Here is a 25,790-nt window from a genome sequence, read left to right on the forward strand (position 1 = left end):
TTATGTCAGGTTTTATGTGGGCACAAAAACCCCCATTAAATGACATAGATTACTCAAAAGAGGAAGTAATTACCACCAAAACCATAGACTATACGGTTGACAGGAGCTATCGGGTAGTAAACTCATTGACCGTCAAACGTAAGTCAGATGGCTCTGCTCAACATATATCATCCAATGACGGTAAATGGACAGCTGTTATGCTCACTCACGGTGATGATAATATTCCACCCACGTTGGATAAGAACTATGTACGCAAGGAGGTGGCAAGAAGCCCTATTACAGATGAGAATACTTTTGCAAGTTCTGAATTTTCAAATAAGGTAACCTCATTCAGTTATTATGATGGTTTGGGGCGACCTCTACAGGCTGTTCAGATGAAATCTTCACCGACATATCGAGATATCATTCAGCCGTACAAATACAATAAAACTACCGGCCTTCAGGATACCAGCTACATGGCATATACTTTTGATAGTGGTGATGAGCCGGGACGATACCAGCCTGATGCTGTAGCTGATGTAGACCCTGATCAGCTGGCTTTCTATACGGATGGAGCCACAGACCGGGTTAATGACCCGAATCCCTATTCAAAAACGGTCTATGAAGATTCTCCACGCAGGAGGGTGAAAAAAAAGGTAGGGGCAGGAGATGCCTGGCAGGATGAAAGCGAGGATAAGGGGGTTACATACGAATACCTGGTATATGATGAGCTGGATGTTGGTAATAGGGTGCCGGAATGGGAAATAGTGACAAATGCTGATAAAGAACTTGAAAGACCCAGAAAAAAAGAAGCGGGACGAGGAGTACGATACTATGGAACGGGTGAGTTACAAATTACTCAGGCAACAGTTTATAAGGATCAATTAACTCAGACAGTATCTCAAACGATAACTGACAGCAGGGGTTTGACTGTAGCTAAACGAACCAAGAAAGGTGGAAGCTGGGTTACAACTTATTACATCTATGATGATTTTGGCAGGCAAAGGTTTATCCTTACTCCGGTGCTGGCTGATGTTGCAGAACCAACCGTAACGCAAATAGAAGAGCTGGCCTTTGCCTATATCTATGATAAGCGAGGAAGATTGATCAAAGAAAAAGCTCCCGGATCCGGCTGGGTGTACCATTGCTATGACAAGTGGGACCGGCTGGTGATGACCCAGGATGCTTCTCAAAGAGAATCCAACGATTGGACCTTTTACAAATATGATAAGCTAAACCGGCTGATTATGACTGGAAAGAAAACTAAAAATACAACTCCTGAAGAATGGTGGGATAACCATAAAACATTCTCTACCCGGTATGAAGTACGCAGTAATTCCAGTAGTAGCTACGGATATACTACCAACAAAACGTTGCCAACAAGTATCAATGAAGTTTATACAGTTACTTACTATGATGATTATGCTTTTACTGGGTACTCTAACTGGGACTTAGAAGGAATAGACTTTACATTCGCTGCTGATGGATTGAATATCAGTAAAACTGATGATGTGCTTGGGCAAATCACTGGAAGCAAAGTAAAAGTACTTGGTACAAATAAGTGGTTGAGTACAGTGGTGTACTATGATGAGTATTTACGAGACATTCAGATTGTTTCCGAAAATCACTTGGGAGGATATGATCGTATATCTACAGCTTACAATTTCACAGGAGATGCCCTAAAGTCCAAACTAACCCACTCCGGGACTGAAGAAAGTGACCTCACTTATGAGCAGGAATTTGTCTACGATGACCGAAGCAGGCTGAAAGAGGTTTGGAACCAGATCAACGAACAACCCCAGATTTTGGCCGCCAGTTATAACTACAATGAGCTGGGAGAGCTGATTGAAAAAAATCTACACTCAACCGACAATGGTAGTACTTTCTTACAATCGCTGGATTACAGGTACAATATCAGGGGCTGGCTGGAAACCATCAATGAATCCGATTTATCAGATGATGGAACAGCTAATGAGACAAAACCTGACTTATTTGGAGCCAAATATCACTACACTGATGATTTAAATATCGGTGGGTTTTTGACCCCGGGGAGATATGACGGGGCCATGGCAGGCATGGAGTGGCAAAATAGCAATAGCGGGGTGAGTAGCTTTAAGCGAGCTATTTATGGGTACCGGTACAACGATTTAAATTTCTTAAGGGAAGCCAGGTATGCTACGTATGGTGGTGGAGGTACGGAAGTTGGCTTTTATAATGATTATGAGCACTACAATGTCGATATCTCCTATGCAGATGATAACGGGAACATTGAATCCATCACCAGAAAAACGAAAGGCAATGCCACACCACTTGATGACCTGGCATTTACTTATGAGCCGAATACAAACCGCATTACTAATGTGGCTGATTCCGGGGATGGTAACTCCGGCTTTAAAGACCTCCCTTTAGGAGATGGAGAATATAGCTATACTACACAAGGGAATCTTGCTGCCGATGGAAACAAAGAAATTATTGACATAACCTATAACCATCTCCAGCTTATAGAATCAGTGACATTTTATGGTGGAAAGACTCTTACCTATGCTTATGATGCAGTGGGGAACCGCCTGAGTAAGACTTTACAAGATGAAGATGGGAAGATCCTGGGCAAAGTAGATTACGTGGGAGCTGTAACCTACGAGGATGATGAACTTCATGAGATTTACACCGACGATGGACGGGCTTATTATCAGAACGACGCTTTTCATTATGAATACATGATCACGGACCACCAGGGAAATAATCGGGTGGCCTTTGGTATTCTTCCAGAGCGGAAGGTATATCGCTGCGATTTTGAAGAGGGGGTGGATGAGCCGGATTTTACGGTTCCGGAAGGTACGGTCGTCACTTATGACGAAACCAATCACACAAATGGTGGTACAAAGTCCAATAATTTGACCGGGGGAAGGGGCAAAGTGATAGGAGCGGCAAAGGTAATTCCCATACAGCCGGGAGATGATTTAAGCTTTGAGGTTTGGGCTGAGTATTGGGCCGTAGATCCTACCTGGACCGATAATAGCCTGGGAACTTTGGTTTTGGATGCTTTTTCTGCTGCTGCTACAGGTGTAATAGGAGAAACAACACAGGCAGGTATAACTTCCACCATTAGAGGCACTTCGGGGATACTGACCACAGGAAACAGCAGCAACTCCAATGGGCCTTCCGCATACCTGAACTACCTGTTTTTTAATGCTGATCATGAGTGGGTGGAGTCCTTATCCGGATTTTTGGGAGTTTCGTCGGATGCAGAGGGACAGTACATCCTCCTGAAAAGCCCGGAAGTACAGCATTTTGACCAGGAAGGAACCCTATATGTTTATCTGGCTAATGAGCAGGATAACGGATACAGTGTATTCTTTGATGATATAGAAATTATACATGAGTCACCTGAGACTTCCTACAGAGTCACCCAGGTAAATGACTACTACCCCTTCGGAGCTGCCATGGCTACCAGCTGGAAAGAAGATGGGTATTTAGATCCAGGCCTTAGATACCAATCCTCCTTTGCACATTATGACAGCCTGATCCAGCAGTATGATTTCCTGAAACGATCCTATGATCCCTATCTAGGACGTTTTACTTCAGCCGACCCGGCGGGTCAGTTTGCATCGCCTTATACAGGTATGGGGAACATGCCGCATTATGGAATTGATCCTGATGGAGCAATATTTGGACCAATAGGGAATTGGCTGGCTGGACTGATAATAGACTTTGGCATCAACGTAGGTAAAAATGCTGCACAGAGTGGGGTGGATGCTCTTAATGGAGGTGATTTCAAACAGTCATTCAATAGCAGAGGTTTTACAGCTGGCAACTCGTATTTATACAATTACCCGGGTGCTATTAATATAAATGGCCAACCGATCAATCAGGAGTATAGCATATATACGGGTGGGTATTCTTATTTTAATGCAAATGAAGAAGCTTATTATTCCTTAGCAGGATCTATGCATTTGCCGGGTATTCCAAATCCAAATTCCGTATTTGGTGGTACACTCAGTACAGGAGATGCGGTATGGACTCCTGATGATGTTGATCAGGCTTTGTTGGCATTGGGAGGACAGAATGGGGAGTGTTGTGATGGGTTGAATGATGTATTCGTTGATCCAGAAGTTAATGGTAAGAAGCAGTATAATCATGTTAACTTGAACAGTAGTGACCAAGATTATATTCTAAGAAATCTTCTTCAAGTAATGTATGAAGTTCGGAATGGGTCCGAAGCATTGAAAGCTAGAGATGTTCTTTACGGAGCGCAAGGTGGATATAATTGGAATGGTAATAGAAGCGACTTAATAGGTGGGTTTAATAATGGAAGTTGGCAGGGTGCAGGAGTTCTATTTGATGAAAGAGTTTCATGGATTGTAAGGCCTTCAGTTAGAGGCTTTAATGAGTGGTATGATGATGTAGAATATAGAACCGCAACTTATAAAGGAAATTCATTTTGGTCTTTAAATGTGGTAACCGGTAATAGTAGAACTAGTAGAATTACATTGCAATTTGGAAGTAAAGAAAGTTTGTTAAAGGCTTATAGGTTTGTGTATGGAAACTAAATTTTTATTTTGTTTACTTATAGTAGTTGCTTCCATGGTCTCATGTAAAGAAAAAAGTTCTTTTGAGCAAGATTTGGACAAGCTATCAGCTAAGTATAGCTACTTCAACCCGAATGGATGGGTTTTAAAGAAATCTATAACTGATCAGTTTGGAGCTGAAAATTTTATTGAAAAGAAAAATGATGACACTATCTTTTCTGCCAGATATTTTTTGGAAAAAACTGACTATCGCCTATACAACTTCAATGTTAAATTCATCAATGATTCTGTCTTGCATCATATAAGGTTGAATGATTGGGATACTGCTTTTTATTATGTTCATAGTATAAATTCGGATAGTATATATTTTCTCAAGGGATATTATACTTTTTTGTATAGCGAGGGGTTTTATAGCCCTAGTGATCTTGATTTTTATTTTGATAACAAAGACTCTTTAGATGCTATTGAGGAGGAATACTACTTACCTGTGGAAATTGCGCGAAAATATCTTCAAAGAATGAGACCTGAGCTAATTGATCAATTTGTTAAATGATTCTTGTCACAACAGCGAAGAAGCTCCTGCGAAAAATACGAGAATGATAAAACATGAATTTTAAATCTAAATATCCTTCATCATAGGGCCTTCTATTTTTTTAAGATTAAAAATCTTATGAATAGGTTCTTTTACAAATCACCGATCATGAAAAAATATTTACTCATACACCTTTTTTTACTTTTAATAAATGGCCTGTATGGCCAGGTCACGCCTTCTCCCGCTGCTATGGGGACCATCGCCGGAACCCAGGAGGATCTATATAAAGGTGCTATAACTGAAGTAGTACCAATATTCAATTTACCAGCAGGGGGTGGTCATACTGTTCCGATTCAGTTGGTATATCAAACTAAGGCCATTAGAGTCGATGAAGAAGCTGGGCCTGTGGGGCTTGGCTGGAATATGGTAGCCGGAGGCGCCATCACCAGGGTGATGCGAGATGAGCCTGACGAGCAATCTACTTTTCAAAACACTGTTAATCCGGATATACTTGAGGATAAGGAAATAGATGGACAAACGGGCTATGATTTCCAGAAAGATATATTTTACTATAGCTGTTCGGGCGGAAGTGGTCGCTTTATAAATGGTGCAAATACTATGACCAGCGCGGTTAATTCTGACTTTAATGGTCTACCCTATACAGACTGGAGGATTCGGTTTTATTACACCAGTGTAAACGATTCTTATTGGGAGCTGACGAGTACTAACGGTGTTAAGTACATTTTTGGAAAGAAAAGCACTGCAAGAGAGACCACAAATGTCCAAACATATGATGAAGGCGAGTCCCCAAAAGCCAATCAGAATTGGAGTTATATTTCTACGTGGTACCTGGAGGAAATAATTTATCCGAATTTCCCGGCATCAGACAAGGTAACACTTACTTACAAAAAGAATGCTCAAGATCTGGTTAGTAGCACTTATACGTCCACTAAAAAATATGACCAAACTGTTGATAATCATATTTATAGATATAATGCTTTACATTTTGATGCAGAATGTACACAATGCTTCAGGAAGAGTATAAATAGGAATCCATCGACTATCTATTACGATCCGATACAACCTTACTATAATAAAAGGTTATTCGCTGAGGATGGTTTTGTGTACACGTTACATTACCCATCTGATCATGAGGAAAGGGCATATCCGTTAAAAGAACCGGTTTTAGATCAAAGCTATGGAGAAAAGAAAGTGTATACGGATGTTAGCATAAATACGTCGTATTTAGATGAAATATCCACAAAAATGGGAACGGCTACCTTTGACAATAGTAGCAGAATAGATGTTTCCGGAATTACTAAGGTGGACAAGATTGTTATTAGAAATACTGACGCTGAAGATGTCTGGGTGTATGACCTTCACTATGTGTATTTTGATGCTAATCCCATTGACGGGCCATGTACCAATTGGGAGGAATGCAAAAGGTTAAAACTTGAGTCAATTGATAAAAATGGAGCTTTTTTTAGAGACTTTACTTACACAAATGAAGAATCTCCTCATTTGGAATTGCCATCAAAAAAATCTGAACGGGTAGATTTTTTAGGTTTTTATAACAAGGACGTAGAGTCCAAATTTGCCAAAGTAAGGTACCTTTATGATGAAGATTTACCAGTTATTTTATCTGTTGACGATGATTGGGTTGGTGGCTCAACAGATGAAGCAGCCTGGATTGAAAAATATGCATACGTTAACATTCCGGGGTCCAACCGATCAACAAATGGTTATGCTAAGGCTAACTTGCTGTCTACAATAAAATATCCAACTGGTGGGAAGAAGAAGCTTACCTATTCTCATTCGGGTGTTACGGGAGTAGTTATCAATTCTGTAAATACATATGATGAATCATCAAATTTGGTATCCTCAACAAGTTATTCCTTTGGTGGACCACAAAAACGGTCCACGGTATATTATATAGCTGGAGGTGAAAGTACATATGTATTGTCAGATCCCAATTCAATTTTTGACTACAACAATTTCAACGGTTTCAGAGTAGCTACCACAAAGAATAATTTAACAGGAAACGCTACTTATGTAACTTTTAATCCTGTAAGTCATGGTTCATTAGATAAAGAAGTCAGACCATTGGATAATTGGAATCTAGATGACTTTGATACCTCTGTTGAGCTTTGGAGCTGGTTTTATATTCGTGAGGGATTAATGAAGATTTCGGGCCCGTATATTTCTTATCCTTATGTAAATCCATCTTATTCGATGATTAGGCATACTGGAGTTGAAGATTCTTACGGACAAATCATTAGTATAAAAGATTATAGGTACAGCATTAGTGAAGAACCAAATTTTATTACAGAGAGAGCTTTCTATAATATTGATGACAATATTTTCATTATAGCTCGCTCTAAGATTTCTGATACCCCTGTTTTCCTGGACTATGTTGAAGAAACTTCTTTCGAAGGAGGAGAAACATTAGTGACCAGAACTGATTACACATACCACGAATCCCGCCCTACTTTTGTATCTGATGCTATCACTGAAAACCTTCAAAGCAACATTCAAACTAAGTCATCATATCGCTACGTATTCGACATCACCACGCCTATCGAGGAAGATGTGGTAGGAGTAGAGTCATATGCCTACCTGGATATGCGTGAGAATCATATTTGGTCTACACCAATTGAAGAGCTAACCTACTACAAACCATCCGAAGAAGGTACATTTAAAATAGTAGGTGGGACACTAAGAACTTTTCAGAGCTTTACACATTTTCTTGCACCATACAAAAATTATACACTATCACTTAGCAACCCTGCTTCCAGTCATACTGCTGTAAATGTTGGAGCGTCACCTTCATACACCTTTACGATGGATAGTGATTATGAACCGACAGGGAGTTTTACGCCTACCCTGAGCGGCAACATTGGGGCATTTACTGGTCGGGACGATATTACTACCACCTATACCTACGGCTACAATAACTCCCTGGTTACCTCTGAAACCACTGAAGGACTCACTACCACTTATGAGCATATCCCGTTGGTTGGAGTGAGTAAAGTCACTGACCCCAATGGTCGAGAGACTACTTATGAATATGATCCTTATAACCGGCTGAAGCTTGCCCGGGACCATAATGGAAATATTATAGAACGGTATCGTTACCATTACAGTGGACAGGATGAAACCCTTTCCGGCCAGATTTCTGTTACCGGCCTTAACCTCGTGGGGGAGTCACTTAATTTTGAAGTGAAGCATGACCATCCCTTTTATGGAGTAACACGATTCGTATGGGATTTTGATGACGGAACGGTAAAAGAGACTACTAATGAGAAAATTCAGCATACCTATAACCAGACAGGTACCTACCAGGTTAAGGTGAACCTTATTAACCCTGAGTATGAAAGTAAGGAGCTAATTAAGAGTGGTGGGTTGGGAATCCATGCAGAAACGTTTTCTCCTGAAATTTGTGTGAATGGAACTATATATGATCAATGCACAGAAGAGTTTTCAGGAGAGGGCTGTACTGGCCCTGTTCAGAAAGGGTATGTGGGAGTTTTATCAACGGATGGAGCAATTTGTGGCTCTATTAGTGAATTTATATGGGAACATAGACGTGCTAATTCTACAATCTGGAAGGATTTTGGGACAGATGATCCCATGGTGCAAATACCATCTGAAATCTTGAATTTTTTCGGAGATCATGAAATAAGGCTATCGGTAAAGGATACTTGTGGAAATACCTATTACTCCCCGCTGGTAGGGCTTACTGTTTATAGGCATCCTGATTGCGAGAAATGATGCGGTTGGCGGCTATAGCGGTTGTGATCCTGGCGGCTTTTTCAGTAAATGGCCAGGTGACTTTTAAGGCTTCCTTATCACCTAAGCACCAACAAAAAGTAGCTAAAGCCAAAGACGTAAAGACGAAACTCAAGCGCTATAAAAAGCTTTTGAAAAAAGATAGCGCCAGGCAGGCTAAACATATCCGGGACAGTCTTGAAAATGTAGCACTTGATCAGGTTCCTTATGACTCTACATTGATCACCAGTCATTTACCGGATTCCTCCGGTAGGGCAGACTCACTGGAGTGGGCGCTGAATACCCTGGCTACCTACAATAAAAATGAGGAAATCGCCCAGGTTTATGAAAGGGTTTCCAAAATGGATTCTTCTATGATCCCTAAACTCGATAGCATGGACCTGGAGCCTATGGTAGATAACATCATAGCCAGGGACTATCTTCCGGAGGATCTGGGATTGGAGGGTGGAGATTTTAATAGCATAAAGCAGGCCCACCTGGATGAAGTTCCCATTGATCCAACTACGAACCCGGCAGATCGACTTCCGGTTGATCCCACTTTGATGAAGCAGGATCCCAGGGATGCAGTAGAGAAATTAGCGGGTAATATAAAAGAAGATCAATTACTAAAGGCTCAGAAAAAACTTACAAAGCTTAAGGAAAAATATGTGTCTATTCCTGATCTAAGTAAGCCGGAAGAGGGTATAAAGCGGAATTCGCTGAAGGGAAAACCGCTCATAGACAGGATCCACCTGGGAGGGAATGTAGCCATCCAATCAACAGACCCTTTGATTATGGATGCCGATATTCAGTTAGGTTTTAAATTAAATAAGAAGCTAACGGTAGGTGCTGGAATTCGATGGAGAGAATCATTTTTTGTAAAAGACTCAGTTTTGGGTGTAACTGAAAATGCTCATGGTTATAATGGGTTTGTTTCTTATGATTTTTTCAAAGGATTTTATGTTTATGGAGAGTATTCCACTGTGAAAAATGCTCCATTGGTAACTGAATCAAATAAATCAGCAGATTGGCAGCATGAGTATTTGCTTGGTTTAGGTCGCTCTTTTAAAGTTTTCAAATTCCTGGATCTAACAGCCACATTCCTGTATGATTTCAATCACAGGAATAATGACCTACATCCAAGACCGTTCATTATGCGAATAGGGTATCGGGTGACAGGGTTTCCGTTTGGAAAGTAAAGAGATTTATAAAAGAACTGGTTCCAGCCTGGCAACACCCTCGTCTTTCATATCCAATTCTTTCCCAATATTGGGAATCAGCTGAATGTCAGGTACTTTCATATCAAAGTCATGCCATGACTAGCGGAAGTTTTTCTTTGATGCATGAATGGCCAAAACTCCGCGAAAAGGACCGGTGATTTTAGAGTGGTTAGGAGAAGTCATGGCATGACTAAGTTACGCAACCGGATCACTGCACAGCTGGCAATAGTTTTGTTGGTTACTGGCTATTCTTTTCTGCATAGCCTCCCTGATCTGCTGTTGGTGAGGGTTGTTGACCAATGGCTGACCTTCGTAAATTTCATCTGGTGTGAACCCATGCAAGGCATAGTGAGGTCTTTCGGTATTGTACTCATCAAAGAAACTATCCACCTCTTTTTGGAGATTTGAGAAGTTTTCAATTCGTTTTCTGAAGTGCTGAATGATAGTTTGAGGACATTTATCTAGCCGGATAGCTTCCTTGAGCAGGGTGTGGTAAGACCGCATTGAAAAATAAAAAATGAATTGGTTTGATCTTGAAAGTGCAATGATAAGAAGAATGGACCATGAAACTAATCGTTCAGAAAACAGATGAGTCCTTTGTTCCGGATTTGTAATCAACCTGGAAGTATATGCTAAATATGATGATACGGAGACCCCTCAGGTGGTAGATGGCAGTCTTGCGGAAGCATTGACCAATAGTGTAAATGACGCAGTAGTGGGAGTGGAAGGGGGAGCTCTTACAGGTGCTGTAAGCACTAATATTGCGAGATTAATAGCTGCAGCTACACCCTCCGAGGGTAAACCAAAAGCCTATCTGCAGTATATTTTATTTGACGATTCGTTAACCGTAAAGGGAGACGGATATATTCCTGTAGACAAGGGGATAGATGATAAGGGCTGGAAGTACCTGTTAAGATCAGATGAAGTAAAATTTGATGGTTATCTTTATGCTTACGTAGTTAACCTGCCTACCGGCAAGGCAGGCGAGAGTAATTTAGATGTATTCTTTGATGATTTTACCGTGCAGGTGCTAGGCACCAGAGCGATAAGAAAAACCGATTACTATCCTTTTGGCGCCTTAGCGAAACAGTGGAACAATCCGGATCAGACGCAGCAGGAAAAGTATCGTCACGGATATCAGGCTTGTCTGCCGAAGTGTACGTAGGCAGAGGCAGTTTGCTGAGATGGATACGACTACCGGATGGAATTCTTTTGAACTGAGGATGTATGATCCGATTATTGGTAGGTGGCTGCAGGTGGATCCGATGAGGCAGTATGCTTCGAGTTACGTGGGAATGGGAAATGCACCTACCTATATGGTTGATCCGGATGGAGGATGTACTGATGGTGATCCTTGTTATCAGGGTCACGATTTAGAGGCTGTCACAATAACGGCATCACCAATTAAAAAAGGATCCTGGGAAGACCTTAGATTTATGTCATCTATTAGTCCACTTGAACGCGCTTTTGTTAATGACCCCTTCCTCAACACAAGAGGTCAGATGATCCGGTGGGATGGATATTATGAAAGAAACCTCTCAAGGTCCAATGGGAGTGGTGTTGGATTAAATGGGTTTACTCCTTTTGGTGGGGTCTCATTTTCATTTGATAGGATTCAAACAGCTGATGGTAATAATGACTTATACCTTACAGGCAGTTATGGAGTTGGTTTGGATATAAGTCTTGAAGGCCATGCTATAACTTATAGACCTGTAGTTAATGGACCTCTGACCTCTGATCACATTACCGGATTGAATGTTCACTTCGGGTTAGGAACAGGGATGGTTTCAGGCACACAAGCATATTCAATTGCGCCTAATCCAGCAGCTCCTTATATTCCATATAATTCGGCTCGAGCTACCCAGTATGGTATTGGGATGGGTGCTACTGCTGGACATGCTGCAATAGGCTATACTATTAATTTATCTGAAATCTTTAGATAAAAAATGAAAAACATAATAAAAACTTTAACTGTAATACTTTTATTTACTTCATGTGACTATTGTGATTACTTTAATAATCTCAAGAATAGTGAGATCAAAGGGATAGTAACTGAGAAAAGAAAGCATGAATGGAATAAGAATGAAAAAGCAATCTTATTCGATAATTCTGCTTCCTCGCTTGATAATATTTTCCTGATGCCAGGAAGTAAAAGCTCCATTTGGGAATACGTCGAAATAGGTGATTCAATTTTTAAGGAATCCGGTAGCCTCATTGTTATGGTGAAAAATAAATCAAATAATACTATGAAGTTTGATATGAGTCGGGATGGATGTCCTTAGAATTTGAATTATTTTTCAAAAAAAACTTGCAGATTAAGTTAACTTCGAAACCTTCTCAAGGAAAAGTTTTTTTAGTTTAAAACTTTGGGTTTTAAATACTAAGGTAGCTATTAATAATACAAGTGAACTGGGAATAAAAAAGATGAGGATGAATTCAAGCTCTCTTGTGTTAATCTAAGCCAAGATGGCTAATATTAATAGTAATAGCGTTATAAAGGAATAAAGAAGAGCGGGAAATAATAGAATTTTTTGTTTTAGCTCTATCTTTGTACTACTTCCTTCTCTTGTTATTTGACCTTTTAAAGCTACTATATAAAAAAGGAAAGAATTTAGTGTTTTTGGTTATCATGAAATTTGATGACTTTATAATTCCGACAAATGGTTTATAGTAATCACTTTCTATGAATAAAAACATTAAAGGACTAGAATAAATGTTTGGGTTGATTGGCTTTGTAAGACTTTTCATCTTTTCAAAGAAAAGGTCACTTGAATAATTTAATATCATTTATTGCCTTTTAGCAAAAGTACTGATTTTCTATTAAACATGGTGCCAGGGCACCCAGCTAGTGCTCGTTTGCACGAGAGCACCGCTACTCTAGACCGAGCTACTCATCTATGGAGCCAGCGCCGTAGGCATACCTTTGTACAAGCTGGGCATGGCCTTTAAAAACCCCGACCACTACAAATACATCTATGAGTTGACTGATCATTTAGGCAGCGTAAGGGCTTTGGTAACGAAGCTGGGCTTACAGGCTACCGCCAGTATGGAAAAGGATGATGACCCGAATGGCATTGATGAGTATGAGGCCCAGTATTTTGATAACCTGGAGGCCAGCAGACACAAAGATATGTCCAATAGCCATAGCGGTATCCGTATGGCCTATACCCACCCCGGAAACCCGGCAGGACCAACCATTACACTCCGTGTAAAAGCAGGAGATGAAATCAACCTGGAAGTATATGCTAAATATGATGATACGGAGACCCCTCAGGTGGTAGATGGCAGTCTTGCGGAAGCATTGACCAATAGTGTCAATGACGCGGTAGTGGGAGTGGAAGGAGGAGCTCTTACTGGCGCTGTTAGTACCAATATTGCTGATTTGCTTGCAGCAGCTACACCCTCTAAGGGTAAACCAAAAGCCTACCTGCAATATATTTTGTTTGATGAGTCGTCGTTTACCGTAAAGGGAGACGGGTATATTCCTGTAGATAAAGGGATAGATGAGAATGGCTGGAAGTACCTGTTAAGATCTGATGAAGTAAAATTTGATGGTTATCTTTATGCTTACGTGGTAAACCTGCCTGCCGGCAAGGCAGGTGAGAGTAATTTAGATGTGTTCTTTGACGACTTTACCGTGCAGGTGCTAGGCACCAGAGCGATAAGAAAAACCGATTACTATCCTTTTGGCGCATTAGCGAAACAGTGGAACAACCCTGATCAGACGCAGCAGGAAAAGTATCGTCACGGATATCAAGGACAGTTTGCAGAGATGGATACTACAACGGGTTGGAACAGTTTTGAACTGAGGATGTACGATCCGATTATTGGTAGGTGGCTTTCAGATGATCCCTTGCGACAGTATGCCAGCCCTTATTTAGGGATGGGGAACAGGCCGACAATTTCGATTGACCCGGATGGGGCATATGCTATGAAATGGATGGCTCAAATACACGCTTTTTTTAGTGGTGGGGATGTTGAGTGGGCTGAAGATCGTCAGCAATGGTTTGTTGGTAAAAAGTTTTCCGTTGAAGGAGGGATTGGTTATCAAAGGTCTTTCAATCCAGGTTTTGATATTCAGGTTAGCGGGAAAGTTCGGGGAACGTTAAATGCAGGAGCCCTTCTTTATAACGATTTTGGTTTTACTGGGGGTAAAATTGATATATTGAGTGTTGAGTTAGCAGAATACGGATATGAAGGGTCATATGGCTTATTTTCGGGAGCTCTAAATCATGGGAAAATTCAATCAGATTTTAGAGATAGAGATTACTGGAAAGTAAAAACTGGAGCAACAGCAGAGTTTCCGTTAGGCGAAGGAGGACCAATTGTCGATTTGAAATTTAAGGCTCAAGGTCAAATGAACAATCAACACTTGCAGTATCATGATATGCAAGTTGGCGTTGGAGCACCATTTTTCGAAATGAAGACTGAGCAAAACGGATCCGTTTTGAGTGTTGGTTCACAGGAGGATGTTGGGTTCGGGCAAATTTTAGGAGTAAAAGGTAGTTATTTTCTAGGTGTAAAAATTATTACTCAATAATGGATTTGTATTCTCTATTTTTCTTTTTGATTGTGATTTTGATTGTTAAAATTCATTTTCACTGGAAAATTTTGCAGCTAAATGACAAAAATTTAAGACAGTATCCAACACTAATTCATTTTCAAATAAGTGAATATGCGAGACAACCGGAAAATGCCATAGAGATGACAGCTTTGTTTTTAAAGCTTTTAATGCCTGCTTTTATTTTAAAAGGTAAAAAGGGTAAGAATGAACTAACTCTGAATCTAACTTCAATTCTCTATTTGATTTCAATAGTACTAATTTTCTGTTTGTAGTCGGCGCGGCTGCAGACAGATCTAATTCAGCCGGTCCTTTGGCAGGGTACGAGATTGAAACCTTTTGGGGAATTGCAATTTCCAATCAAATTACCAAATAAAAATGTTGGATATCAAATCAATATCATCTTTCATTATGGTGTTGTCTTTGGGTAGTTTTATTTTTAGATATTCTTTTTATTATACTTGGCCAATGGCGAGATGCCTCCAAAGATTGCATTATCTAAATAATCAATTGAAACATGCTAAAACAACGGAAGAAATGCAATCCATAACACTTAAAAAGTTTAGCCCTACCATGAAACAGCTTAGCGGCCGAAATATTGTTCACAATAAGTTTCTTATTAATCCTTGCTATCTGGAACAGGTTGATAAATACAGGAGTCTGAATAAGTTTAGAATTAAATTTTGGAAACTTGAAGGCCCCACTTATATCCTTCTGTTTGCATTGGGTTGGCTTTTTCTTTATTTAAGTTCCACCTCTTGATCTAACCTTAATATAATATAAGAACTATAAAAAAATGAACCGGTTTTTAATACTTTTTGTGATGATAATCTCCCCAAGCTAGCGCTCGTTTGCAACGAGTGCACCGTTACTCTAGACCGAGCTACCCATCTATAGGAACCCGGTCACTACAAGTACATCTACGAGCTGACCGACCTCCGCAGGTAGTAGATGGTGGCCTTGCAGAAGCATTGACCAATAGTGTAAATGACGCGGTAGTGGGAGTGGAAGGGGAGCTCTTACAGGTGCTGTAAGCACTAATATTGCGAGATTAATAGCTGCAGCTACACCCTCCGAGGGTAAACCAAAAGCCTATCTACAGTATATTTTGTTTGACGAGTCGTTTACTATAAAAGGGGATGGATATATTCCTGTAGATAAAGGGATAGATGAGAATGGCTGGAAGTACCTGTTAAGGTCAGATGAAGTAAAATTTGATGGTTATCTTTATGCTTACGTGGTAAACCTGCCTGCCGGCAAGGCAGGTGAGAGTAATTTAGATGTGTTCTTTGATGATTTTACCGTGCAGGTGTTGGGAACCAGAGCGATAAGAAAAACCGATTACTATCCTTTTGGCGCTGTAGCAAAGATGTGGCAGAATCCGGATCAGACACAGCAAGAGAAGTATAGGCATGGATATCAGGGACAATATGCGGAAGCTGATTCCACTACAGGCTGGAACGCTTTTGAGCTTAGGATGTATGATCCGATCATTGGTCGGTGGCTGGCTCCTGATCCGTATCATCAATACTATAGTCCATACATGGCAATGGGTAATCGTCCTACTGCTGTAGTTGATCCTGATGGAGGATGTGCTGATGATGATTATCCTTGCTGGCAAGCAGCTTATGAGGCAGGTTTATCGGAGTATCATGCTGCTGCATATAATCATGATGAGAATTTTATTGTTACGCCAGGTATTGGTGCTGTTTGGGATGATTTATCAGATATGCTTAGCGGAAATTTGGGCTTTATGATTATGGGACGTGGTGCGGATGATTTTTTAGGAAGTCCTGCCTCTCCTGGAATGGAAATAGTTACCATATCTTATGAAGATTGGAATTTTCTCACGAGCATAATGGGAATGCTTTCAAAGAGTGATCCCTCCTCCAGAGGTCGGGTGGAATCTTCTGGGAGAAGAAAAATACAAAGAAATACAAGTGATAGGCTTAAAGATATTAATTTGAGTGCAGAAAACGTTGCAAAGATTGCTGAGATAATGAAAGAGATTTTTGAAAAATATCATGGAGGGGATACCAAGTTAATGTTCATTCAGATGAAAGAAAGGCAGCCCAATGTTTTTGATCCTGATACATTCTACATACCTAGTTATTTGAAATACCCTGACACTGTTTTTTTTGACAATATGCAGTTGCCATCAAGAGATGGGAAATAATAAAATCATCAAATGAAAAGATTAATATACCTTATCCTACTTTTTTTGTTTGCTTGTACTCCCACGAGAGATGTTCAAAATGATTTTTTTGTTGATGATTTTATTTACGAAGTAGTGGACTCACTCTACTCGGACTATGACATGGCTAATAAAGTTCTTATTCACTACGAAAATCAGCAAGACAGCATGAAATATTATGTTATAAAAAAAATACTCGCATCAAACACAAAAAGCTCTGACTATTTTGGTTTAATAGAAAAACTGGAAGAAGTTGCTACTCAACAAATTAGCCTGAGGTCAATAAAGGGTGGAACATTTTCTATTCTGCCATCAGATTCTATAAGTATTTACAAGGATAAACCTAATTTCTTCGGAACAATAAGTTTGACAAAAACCGTTTTAAATGAACATAATACACTAGCCTGCTTTTACATTGGGGTTTACTGTGGAAATAACTGCAGTAAAGGTTATATAATCTTTTTAAACAATGAAGAGGATAAATGGCAGATTGAAAATTACTTTCCAGTATGGAACGGGTAAATGTTAATAGTCATATCAATGATTCTCCATGCTAGAGCCACCGTGTCGCCGGTGCCTCTGAAGCAAGCCGAAAGCGGCCAATAGTTATAGTGGGAAAACAGTGCCTATACCCACCCCGGAAACCCGGCAGGACCAACCATTACACTTCGTGTAAGAGCAGGAGATATAATAAATCTGGAAGCTTATGCTAAATATAATGATGATGAAACTCCGCAGGTAGTAGATGGTGGTCTTGCGGAAGCATTGACCAATAGTGTAAATGACGCGGTAGTGGGAGTGGAAGGGGGAGCTCTTACCGGCGCTGTTAGTACCAATATTGCTGATTTGCTTGCAGCAGCTACACCCTCTAAGGGTAAACCAAAAGCCTATCTGCAGTATATTTTATTTGACGATTCGTTAACCGTAAAGGGAGACGGATATATTCCTGTAGATAAAGGGATAGATGAGAACGGCTGGAAGTACCTGTTAAGGTCAGATGAAGTAAAATTTGATGGTTATCTTTATGCTTACGTGGTAAACCTGCCTGCCGGCAAGGCAGGTGAGAGTAATTTAGATGTGTTCTTTGACGACTTTACCGTGCAGGTGCTAGGCACCAGAGCGATAAGAAAAACCGATTACTATCCTTTTGGCGCATTAGCGAAACAGTGGAACAATCCGGATCAGACGCAGCAGGAGAAGTATCGTCACGGATACCAGGGACAATATGCGGAAGCTGATTCTACTACTGGGTGGAACAGTTTTGAGCTGAGGATGTATGATCCGATTATCGGGAGGTGGCTGCAGGTGGATCCGGAAAGGCAGTATGCTAGTCCATATTTATCTATGGGTAATAATCCATTAACCCGTACTGATCCTGATGGGGGAACAGATTATGATTGGTATAGAGGAGAAGATGGAGAGTCATATTTTTTCAAGGGTGTTACCGCTGAAAATGTTCAAATTGATGGTCAAAATTTTGAGAGACTTGGAGCTTTTAAGTACATTCCGTATGGATTTGGTGGTGCCATGCAAGAAAAATTTAGCGATAGCCCTTTTCTTTTGGGTTATGCAAATCGAGTTGGTGAAAGTTTTGGTAGTTGGATGGATCAGCTTTTTGTTCAAAGAGAAGGTGTGATAGTGCTCTCTACAGATATGTTTAGTCGTCCATTTGAGGAATGGGATAATCCTTCAAGTTTGAAACATGTATCTACTGTTGTGGACTTGAAGACGAGTATGGATTTTAGTAATGTATTTGATAAGGCTAAGTTTTTAGCTAAGGCTTTAGAAGCATGGGATATTGGAGCTTCTTCCAGAATGTTTGCTCCGTTTCCAAGAATCAATAAATTTTATGATGAACGAGGTATTATGAATGGATATGAAATAATGCTGAACCCAAATGGAGACAGTATCCTTCGTGGTACTTCTCAGGGAGGAGATTTAAGACATCATTGGAATATTAATGGAAAAAGACGACCAGCAGGAGTTGATGACGTTAAAAATGTACTTGATTAGATTTTCAACCTTACTTTTAATTTTAAATTTTTCTTGTGTTTCATCAAGTTCAAATGAACAGGAAGAAGCTGAAGATCAATTTATAAAGGATGGAGGTTCTGGGTATCATTTCGAAATTCCCAAATTAAGTAATCTTTCAATACAAAGAGGTTTATTGGAGAATGATACTTTGGAGGTTGAATTTGTAAATGGAATTCCGCACGGGAATTTCTTAATTTCATATAAAAGTGGAGGAAAGAGAATAAAAGGAAGTCTAGATTCGGGATTAGTTGAGGGGAATGTGGTAGTTTATTTTCCTGACGGAACAGTTAGTGATACTTTGAATTATAAAGATGGTCTTAAGAATGGGGTGGTTAAATCTTACTTTCAAAATGGAGATATAAAATACTATGGGTATTATAGGAATGATACTGTTTGGTACTGGAAAAGGATATCCTCCTCAGGCCAAATTGAGAATAGTTTTTTTACAGGGATATCAAGTGGTGAAATAGCTAAAGGTGGAGTGTATTCAAAAAGAGACACGCTTACTTTGAAGTTTAAATTAAATTATACTGCAATTGAAGATCCTTTTTTTGTGTATATCCTAACAGATCATTCTTCCGATACCTTAGATGTTAAGGAGACTGAAAAAATGGAGGTTAAGTTTGAAGTGACTGACTTGTCACCAACAAATAAGCTTAACCTGACAATTCTTGAATTGGATCGCAATAATAAGATTTATGGAAATGTAGTTTTTGAGTATCCACTTACAATTAAATAATGATATCCCAATAGCTGGATCTTATGGATTTTCACTATTATAAGAATGCGATTGGACTTTAGAGTTTTAATAATAGCTTACATATTGACCATTGGGAATATGTCATGCGCACAAAACTCTAGCAGTAATGAGATTAAACAGTTATTAAATAAAGTCTTTCAACAATGTCCTGACCTCAATTACATTAACAATGAATCCTTCATGTGGAAGGTAGCTAGGGGTGGGGGGATGTTAGTTGAGCTTGAAAGTCTAGGGGATATAAATGCTCACCTGAATTTGTCAATTGGTCAGGATTCACTATTTCATGGATATTATACTGAAGTAGCGGGCAATACATATTTGAATTTCAGGCTATCGAAATGCGATACAGTCATTTATTTTTATACTCAACAAAAAATCAATGGCGTTGATACTGTATTTGTTAAAGGTTATTACAAATATTTAAATGACTATAATATATTGAATTCAGGACAAAAAAGATATTTCAGAAGAAACAGGGATTCATTGATTTCTATTTCAGGGGGTAACCTAAAGCCTCTACCTGAATTAGAAAGACCCAAACCCACCAAAAAACCTAATTTTGACTTTCAAGATAATTAGGGGTTTGTCATTGAAAATTGCATCTTGTTGAAGATATCCACCGGCTGAGAAGTGTTTCCGGCTACATAGACGAAATCCTGTACAATGAAAGAGGGCAGGTGACGGTCATAGACTATGCGGACAACCCCAAAAGGCCGGACATGCGCATCGAGTACGATGTGACCGGCAAAGTGACCCGGGTATCTGACCTGGAAACCGGAGATCCGGTCATCGAGTTTGCCTATGACGACCGGGGTTTCCGTATGATGAAAAAGGTAGACAACATAGAGGAGTGGTACATCCGTGATGCCGGTGGCCAGGTGATGGCCATCTACCACCGGGATACTGATGCCGGGACCGCTATCTCACAAACTGAGCTACCCATCTATGGAGCTAGTAAGCTGGGCATGGCCTTTAAAAACCCGGACCACTACAAATACATCTACGAGCTGACTGATCATTTAGGCAGCGTACGGGCTTTGGTAACGAAGCTGGGCTTGCAAGCCACGGCCAGTATGGAACCGAAAAATGATGAATACGAACGGCAGTATTTTGATAATTTGGAAGCAAGCCGAAAGCTGGATGCGGCCAATAGTTATAGTGGAAAGCACAGCGCCTATACCCACCCCGGAAACCCGGCAGGACCAACCATTACACTCCGTGTAAAAGCAGGAGATGAGATCAACCTGGAAGTATATGCTAAATATGATGATACGGAGACCCCTCAGGTGGTAGATGGCAGTCTTGCGGAAGCATTGACCAATAGTGTAAATGACGCGGTAGTGGGAGTGGAAGGGGGAGCTCTTACCGGCGCTGTTAGTACCAATATTGCTGATTTGCTTGCAGCAGCTACACCCTCTAAGGGTAAACCAAAAGCCTACCTACAGTATATTTTATTTGACGATTCGTTAACCGTAAAGGGAGACGGATATATTCCTGTAGACAAGGGGATAGATGAGAATGGCTGGAAGTACCTGTTAAGATCAGATGAAGTAAAATTTGATGGTTATCTTTATGCTTACGTAGTTAACCTGCCTACCGGCAAGGCAGGCGAGAGTAATTTAGATGTATTCTTTGATGATTTTACCGTGCAGGTGCTAGGCACCAGAGCGATAAGAAAAACCGATTACTATCCTTTTGGCGCCTTAGCGAAACAGTGGAACAATCCGGATCAGACGCAGCAGGAAAAGTATCGTCACGGATATCAGGCTTGTCTGCCGAAGTGTACGTAGGCAGAGGCAGTTTGCAGAGATGGATACGACTACTGGGTGGAATGCTTTTGAGTTGAGGATGTACGATCCGATTATTGGGAGGTGGTTGCAAGTGGATCCGATGAGGCAGTATGCTAGTCCTTATTTGTCCATGGGTAATAACCCAGTGAAAAAAGTTGATCCGGATGGTGGTTGCGATGATCCACCTTGTTCTTCCCCAAGTGATCCTCCCCAGGATTTGCCAAGTTTTGATCCGTATCAATGGGTTGCCGATCTTGTGAATGGGGTATTAGGATATACACCGGGAAAGGTTCCTCAACAGTTAACTGATGATATGCCTATGCCTGACATTGCTGATCCAGTTCCAGATTTTATTAAGGTCGAGTTTGGATTGAATGGTCTAGGTCAGCTTTCCAGGACAAGAGGAGCTATTGTAATAATTCTTGATTTTGAGACAAAAAAAGTGCACTATATGCCGTCGTTCGAAGCAACATTGTTAGATCCTGATCAGTGGGAATTTGAGGGGTCAATAGCTTCAGGTTGGAATCGTTCTGGTGGGGAATTAGATTTTTTGGATTATGCTGGATTTGATCTTAAGGGAGGTGCTCAATTAGGGCCAGTTGGAATGCTAATTGAAGCTCCTATTGAGAGTAAACCAAGCATGTTTGCCATAGGTCTATCAGCCCATAGTAATAGCGAACCAGCAGGCAAGCTCAATGTTCAATTTGCTGCACCATATGGAGGAACCATTGATTTAACTAGTTGGCAACATGTGTTTCATGGAGGATATTAACAAAATATTTAAGAAGACCCGAGCATTATCATTTTTTGGAGCACTCTTTTTTTGGATACCGGGTCTGTCAATTGGGCACCTGATCTTATCAGGGAATTATCTTACTTTGCTTAAAGTATTAGGAATTTCTCTTCTGCTAGTTTTTTTAGCTCTGGCAACATACTATTCACTGAGACTTGTGAGTTGTAGAATTTCGGAGAATTTTTTTCATTTCAGGGGTTTATTTTTAAACGACAAGGTTCACAAAAGTCAAGTTTTAGACATTAAAGAAGACTTGATTGAACAGAATCAAGTAAGTCTTAACATAGTTTATAAAGTTCGAAATAAGAAAAGGAAGGTATATATTTTGTGCAGGAGAACCTTGCAAGGCAATCGAATAGATCCGAAAAAAATAATTGAAAGGCTCCTCAAGGAGGAAGACATGTAAGAGAAGCGTGGTATTTGAGGAAATGTAGAAGCCAAAACCGGTCGTTATGCTTCCCTGACGAACCCATCTCAGCCTTTAGGTCCGACCACTACCATGAAGGTAAGTACAGGTGACAAAATTGTGCTGGATGTATATGCTAAATCCAATTTGACTGATGATTTTGATCCGGCCGCATTAACCTCAGGCATTGTAAGTGCTATCACTGGCAATGTAAATGATGTGGTGGTGGGCATAGAAGGAAGTGGTCTGACCAATGGGATCATTGACATTTTTGACAATGGCCTTATGGCCGTGACGAGTAACACCAACTCACCAAAGGCCTATTTGCAGTATGTGCTGCTGGATGCGTCGTTTGGGTATGTCAGCTCGGACGCAAGGCCCATCAGTTCCGGGGATGGCTGGCAGCACCTGGTGCTTGAGGATGATGTGGTACAGGATGGTTATCTTTATGCTTACGTGGTAAATGAAAGCAATATCAACGTCTTTTTTGATGACTTCACTGTTCAGATATTGGGAACCAGAGCTATTCGTAAAACCGACTATTATCCTTTCGGTGCGGTAGCTAAACAGTGGAACAATCCTGATCAGGCGCAGCAAGAGAAGTATAGGCATGGTTACCAAGGTGATTACTCGGAAGCTGACTCCACTACAGGCTGGAACGCTTTTGAGCTTAGGATGTATGATCCGATCATTGGTCGGTGGCTGCAGGTGGATCCAGAAAGAGAGTTTAGCTCACCATACAGAACTGGAAACAATCCTATGAATAGGGTTGATCCGACTGGAGGGTGTGAAACATGCCCCACATTTAGGCACGTTTACACGGTTACTGATGTAATGAGAGAAACAATGGTTAACCTTGAGATTAGAGGTCATTTTGATGTTGGCGCGCAAGTTGGTTTGGATGTTGGTTTGTTAGGTTTTGAGGTGGATGCCGGATCAATAATGATTGGATCGATTGGAGTTAATTTTTATTATGATGTAGATAATAATGAGATATTATACAATATTGCGGGTAATGGTATTATAACAGATTTAATGAATAAACAATTACATGCAAATGCAGAATTGAAGTTTGATTTAGGAATTGTTAGAAATAAAAACCAGTGGGATGGAAAAAACTTACTTGAGTCTTTACAACAGCCGGTCACAATGGATGGTTTAATGTCATATTTGAGTACTTATGTTGGTGATCAAAAAGATGAACATGGGCTCACTTTTTTAGTTCATAGAAATGATGGGTCTATAGGAATAGGTCAAGATTGGGGAGTCGCTGAAATATTTGGAATTGAAGGGAATGTTTGGCTAAATATCCCTAAAGGAATTATACCACCTGAGATGCAAGAAACTATTGAATTGAGAAAGTGAGTCATATAGAATGATGAAAAAAATTTTAATTCAAGTTGGGTTATTGAAACAAAAGGAGTTCGCTCTTAATATTAGTATTGAGAGCTTTTTAGAAATTTTGAGTCAAAACGTCGAAACTCCAAAAATACTTCTTTTTATTGAAAGATTTTTTTTAAAAAGTTCTTCAAAAAAATACGTGGGCAGAGTTGATTTTTCTTCATCAAGCTTTGTTATCGGACTTAATAATTATTTTTGGTTCGTACCTTTGAATAGAAGTTTTGTTAGAGGATCTTTATCGACTTTTAATGACAGTGTAAGCCTTAAATTGTCTGTTAAAGGAATTTCTAAATTACGAGTAATTTTATTTAGTATACCGTTAATTTTAAGTGTGATTTTCATTTTGTTTTTACTTCAAAATATTAGCGTAAATAGTAATCAATTTTTTATTGGGTCAATTTTTCTTTCAATTGTAGTGTTGATACTTTTAATAGTAGAATTACTTAAAGCCAGATACTCCGTATTGAGTTTGCTCAAAAGCTTGGAGAAAGATTTTGATTCTTTCATAGTTACCAAATGAGAATGCTTCCCCAACAAGCATATACACAAAAACTGGTTCAAACGGACGCTTGAACCTTTTGTTTTAGGGTATACAGGATGGTTATCTTTATGCTTACGTGGTTAATGAGAGTAATTTAGATGTATTCTTTGACGACTTTACCGTTCAGGTGTTAGGTACAAGAGCGATAAGAAAAACCGATTACTATCCTTTTGGCGCATTAGCGAAACAGTGGAACAATCCTGACCAGACACAGCAGGAGAAGTACAGGCATGGGTATCAGGGACAGTTTGCAGAGATGGATACTACAACGGGTTGGAACAGTTTTGAACTGAGGATGTACGATCCGATTATTGGTAGGTGGCTGCAGGTGGATCCGGAGAGGCAGCATGCTAGTCCATATTTATCTATGGGTAATAATCCATTAACACGTACTGATCCAGATGGAGGTTGTGATAACCCTCCATGTGAAACAGAAGGGTTTCTTTCGTTAATAATGAATGTACTAGGGTTTAACTTTCCTCAAGCGGAATCTCAAGCTTATGCAGAAATGGATGAAGCGGAAAGAGCGATCAGCTACGCAAATGCTCTAGATAAATTGGAAATAGCAAATGCCGATGGTTATGTGACTGTAGCTTTTGGCAAGGGGGGTACCAATGATTTATCTGGTGCAGGTTTTGGACAAGTTACTATAATGGATGATGGCCGTATATTCATTGGTGGAGGAATGGATGTTGGATATGCAGTGACTCCAACAGCTATACCACTTACAATTGATATTCAAACTGGGCTTCAAGTTGGAGATTCTAACCTACCATCCTCAGGAGCTTCACTTTCTTCCGGAATGATCGTATCAGGAGAAAAATCTTGGGATGGAAATCAAACACAACTTGGTATTGGAATTTCGAACAATGTTGGCGTAAGTGTACAGCCGGTTATCTATCAGTATCAATTACATGGTTTTTTACCTGGTGGTATTCCAATAATTTATTAAATGATGTTGAAACTAGAGAAATCCTTTTATTTTGAAATAACAAGCATAGATCACTTTAGGTCTTCATTGGTTGCACAGTTGAAGTTGCATAAATTAAAATTGTATAATTTGACTATTTCAGAATCTGAGTTCAGCTTATTTTTCTGGAGTGGCAATCTTTCCTTTCTACAATGTAAAGGTTCATTCCGCAAAGAGGGTGGATATAATATTATAACTGGGAAGGTTAAACCTAACTATTTGAAAATCTCTATTCCTTTTTTTATAGCCGTAGCATTGCCTTACCTTTTAGGTATTTATAAGGAATTAGGATGGTTTGAATGGTCCTTGATT

The 25,790-nt window shown here is 40.0% G+C and carries 20 protein-coding genes; 19 read left to right on the top strand and 1 reads right to left on the bottom strand.

What is annotated here, in order from left to right; all coding sequences use genetic code 11:
- Window positions 1-2 precede the first annotated feature (2 nt).
- From AC3E9V_RS10045 to AC3E9V_RS10060, 4 genes are all read left to right on the top strand, one after another.
- Window positions 3-4,529, top strand: a complete 4,527-nt coding sequence (locus tag AC3E9V_RS10045; RefSeq protein ID WP_488753059.1) for a DUF6443 domain-containing protein — start codon at window positions 3-5, stop codon at window positions 4,527-4,529.
- Complete coding sequence (locus AC3E9V_RS10050; protein ID WP_488753060.1) at window positions 4,519-5,061, top strand: hypothetical protein; 543 nt, start codon at window positions 4,519-4,521, stop codon at window positions 5,059-5,061. Before AC3E9V_RS10045 ends, AC3E9V_RS10050 begins: the two co-directional genes overlap by 11 nt.
- A 147-nt stretch (window positions 5,062-5,208) precedes the next feature.
- A complete protein-coding gene (locus tag AC3E9V_RS10055) occupies window positions 5,209-8,811 on the top strand; it encodes a PKD domain-containing protein (RefSeq protein WP_488753061.1) in 3,603 nt (1,200 codons plus the stop codon).
- Window positions 8,808-10,007 (top strand): hypothetical protein, encoded by a 1,200-nt coding sequence (locus AC3E9V_RS10060; RefSeq protein WP_488753062.1) that lies wholly within the window; start codon window positions 8,808-8,810, stop codon window positions 10,005-10,007. The genes AC3E9V_RS10055 and AC3E9V_RS10060 overlap by 4 nt, the downstream gene beginning before the upstream one ends.
- Before the next feature lie 216 nt (window positions 10,008-10,223).
- Here AC3E9V_RS10060 and AC3E9V_RS10065 read toward each other — a convergent pair whose 3' ends face one another.
- Complete coding sequence (locus AC3E9V_RS10065; protein ID WP_488753063.1) at window positions 10,224-10,532, bottom strand: integrase core domain-containing protein; 309 nt, start codon at window positions 10,530-10,532, stop codon at window positions 10,224-10,226.
- A 157-nt stretch (window positions 10,533-10,689) separates the two neighbouring features.
- On the opposite strand from AC3E9V_RS10065, the gene AC3E9V_RS10070 reads away from it, so the two are divergent.
- From AC3E9V_RS10070 to AC3E9V_RS10140, 15 genes are all read left to right on the top strand, one after another.
- Window positions 10,690-11,193, top strand: coding sequence for a hypothetical protein (locus tag AC3E9V_RS10070; RefSeq protein WP_488753064.1), 504 nt, complete (start codon window positions 10,690-10,692; stop codon window positions 11,191-11,193).
- 19 nt (window positions 11,194-11,212) lie between these two features.
- The gene (locus tag AC3E9V_RS10075) at window positions 11,213-11,971 is read left to right on the top strand and encodes an RHS repeat-associated core domain-containing protein (protein WP_488753065.1); all 759 of its coding nucleotides are present in this window, start codon (window positions 11,213-11,215) and stop codon (window positions 11,969-11,971) included.
- Window positions 11,972-11,974: 3 nt separating this feature from the next.
- Window positions 11,975-12,310, top strand: a complete 336-nt coding sequence (locus AC3E9V_RS10080; RefSeq protein WP_488753066.1) for a hypothetical protein — start codon at window positions 11,975-11,977, stop codon at window positions 12,308-12,310.
- Window positions 12,311-12,966: 656 nt separating this feature from the next.
- Window positions 12,967-14,568 carry an RHS repeat-associated core domain-containing protein gene (locus tag AC3E9V_RS10085; RefSeq protein WP_488753067.1) on the top strand — a complete coding sequence of 534 codons (1,602 nt, stop codon included), beginning with the start codon at window positions 12,967-12,969 and terminating at the stop codon, window positions 14,566-14,568.
- An 872-nt stretch (window positions 14,569-15,440) separates the two neighbouring features.
- Window positions 15,441-15,623, top strand: coding sequence for a hypothetical protein (locus AC3E9V_RS10090; protein ID WP_488753068.1), 183 nt, complete (start codon window positions 15,441-15,443; stop codon window positions 15,621-15,623).
- Between the two features lie 74 nt (window positions 15,624-15,697).
- On the top strand, window positions 15,698-16,765 hold the full coding sequence (locus tag AC3E9V_RS10095; protein ID WP_488753069.1) for an RHS repeat domain-containing protein: 1,068 nt from the start codon (window positions 15,698-15,700) through the stop codon (window positions 16,763-16,765).
- Between the two features lie 12 nt (window positions 16,766-16,777).
- Complete coding sequence (locus tag AC3E9V_RS10100; protein WP_488753070.1) at window positions 16,778-17,305, top strand: hypothetical protein; 528 nt, start codon at window positions 16,778-16,780, stop codon at window positions 17,303-17,305.
- 243 nt (window positions 17,306-17,548) lie between these two features.
- Window positions 17,549-18,796, top strand: coding sequence for an RHS repeat-associated core domain-containing protein (locus AC3E9V_RS10105; protein ID WP_488753071.1), 1,248 nt, complete (start codon window positions 17,549-17,551; stop codon window positions 18,794-18,796).
- Window positions 18,744-19,556: a toxin-antitoxin system YwqK family antitoxin gene (locus AC3E9V_RS10110; protein WP_488753072.1), complete on the top strand. Its 813-nt coding sequence runs from the start codon at window positions 18,744-18,746 to the stop codon at window positions 19,554-19,556. Before AC3E9V_RS10105 ends, AC3E9V_RS10110 begins: the two co-directional genes overlap by 53 nt.
- Window positions 19,557-19,757: 201 nt before the next feature.
- Window positions 19,758-20,156 (top strand): hypothetical protein, encoded by a 399-nt coding sequence (locus AC3E9V_RS10115; RefSeq protein WP_488753073.1) that lies wholly within the window; start codon window positions 19,758-19,760, stop codon window positions 20,154-20,156.
- Window positions 20,157-20,173: 17 nt separating this feature from the next.
- Window positions 20,174-21,367 (top strand): hypothetical protein, encoded by a 1,194-nt coding sequence (locus AC3E9V_RS10120; RefSeq protein ID WP_488753074.1) that lies wholly within the window; start codon window positions 20,174-20,176, stop codon window positions 21,365-21,367.
- A 19-nt stretch (window positions 21,368-21,386) separates the two neighbouring features.
- Complete coding sequence (locus tag AC3E9V_RS10125) at window positions 21,387-22,139, top strand: RHS repeat domain-containing protein (protein ID WP_488753075.1); 753 nt, start codon at window positions 21,387-21,389, stop codon at window positions 22,137-22,139.
- Between the two features lie 520 nt (window positions 22,140-22,659).
- A complete protein-coding gene (locus tag AC3E9V_RS10130) occupies window positions 22,660-23,931 on the top strand; it encodes an RHS repeat-associated core domain-containing protein (protein ID WP_488753076.1) in 1,272 nt (423 codons plus the stop codon).
- A gap of 10 nt (window positions 23,932-23,941) precedes the next feature.
- The gene (locus tag AC3E9V_RS10135; RefSeq protein WP_488753077.1) at window positions 23,942-24,487 is read left to right on the top strand and encodes a hypothetical protein; all 546 of its coding nucleotides are present in this window, start codon (window positions 23,942-23,944) and stop codon (window positions 24,485-24,487) included.
- A 97-nt stretch (window positions 24,488-24,584) separates the two neighbouring features.
- On the top strand, window positions 24,585-25,460 hold the full coding sequence (locus AC3E9V_RS10140; RefSeq protein WP_488753078.1) for an RHS repeat-associated core domain-containing protein: 876 nt from the start codon (window positions 24,585-24,587) through the stop codon (window positions 25,458-25,460).
- The last annotated feature ends 330 nt before the right edge of the window (window positions 25,461-25,790 follow it).

Source organism: Marinoscillum sp. HNIBRBA16962 (assembly GCF_057801515.1).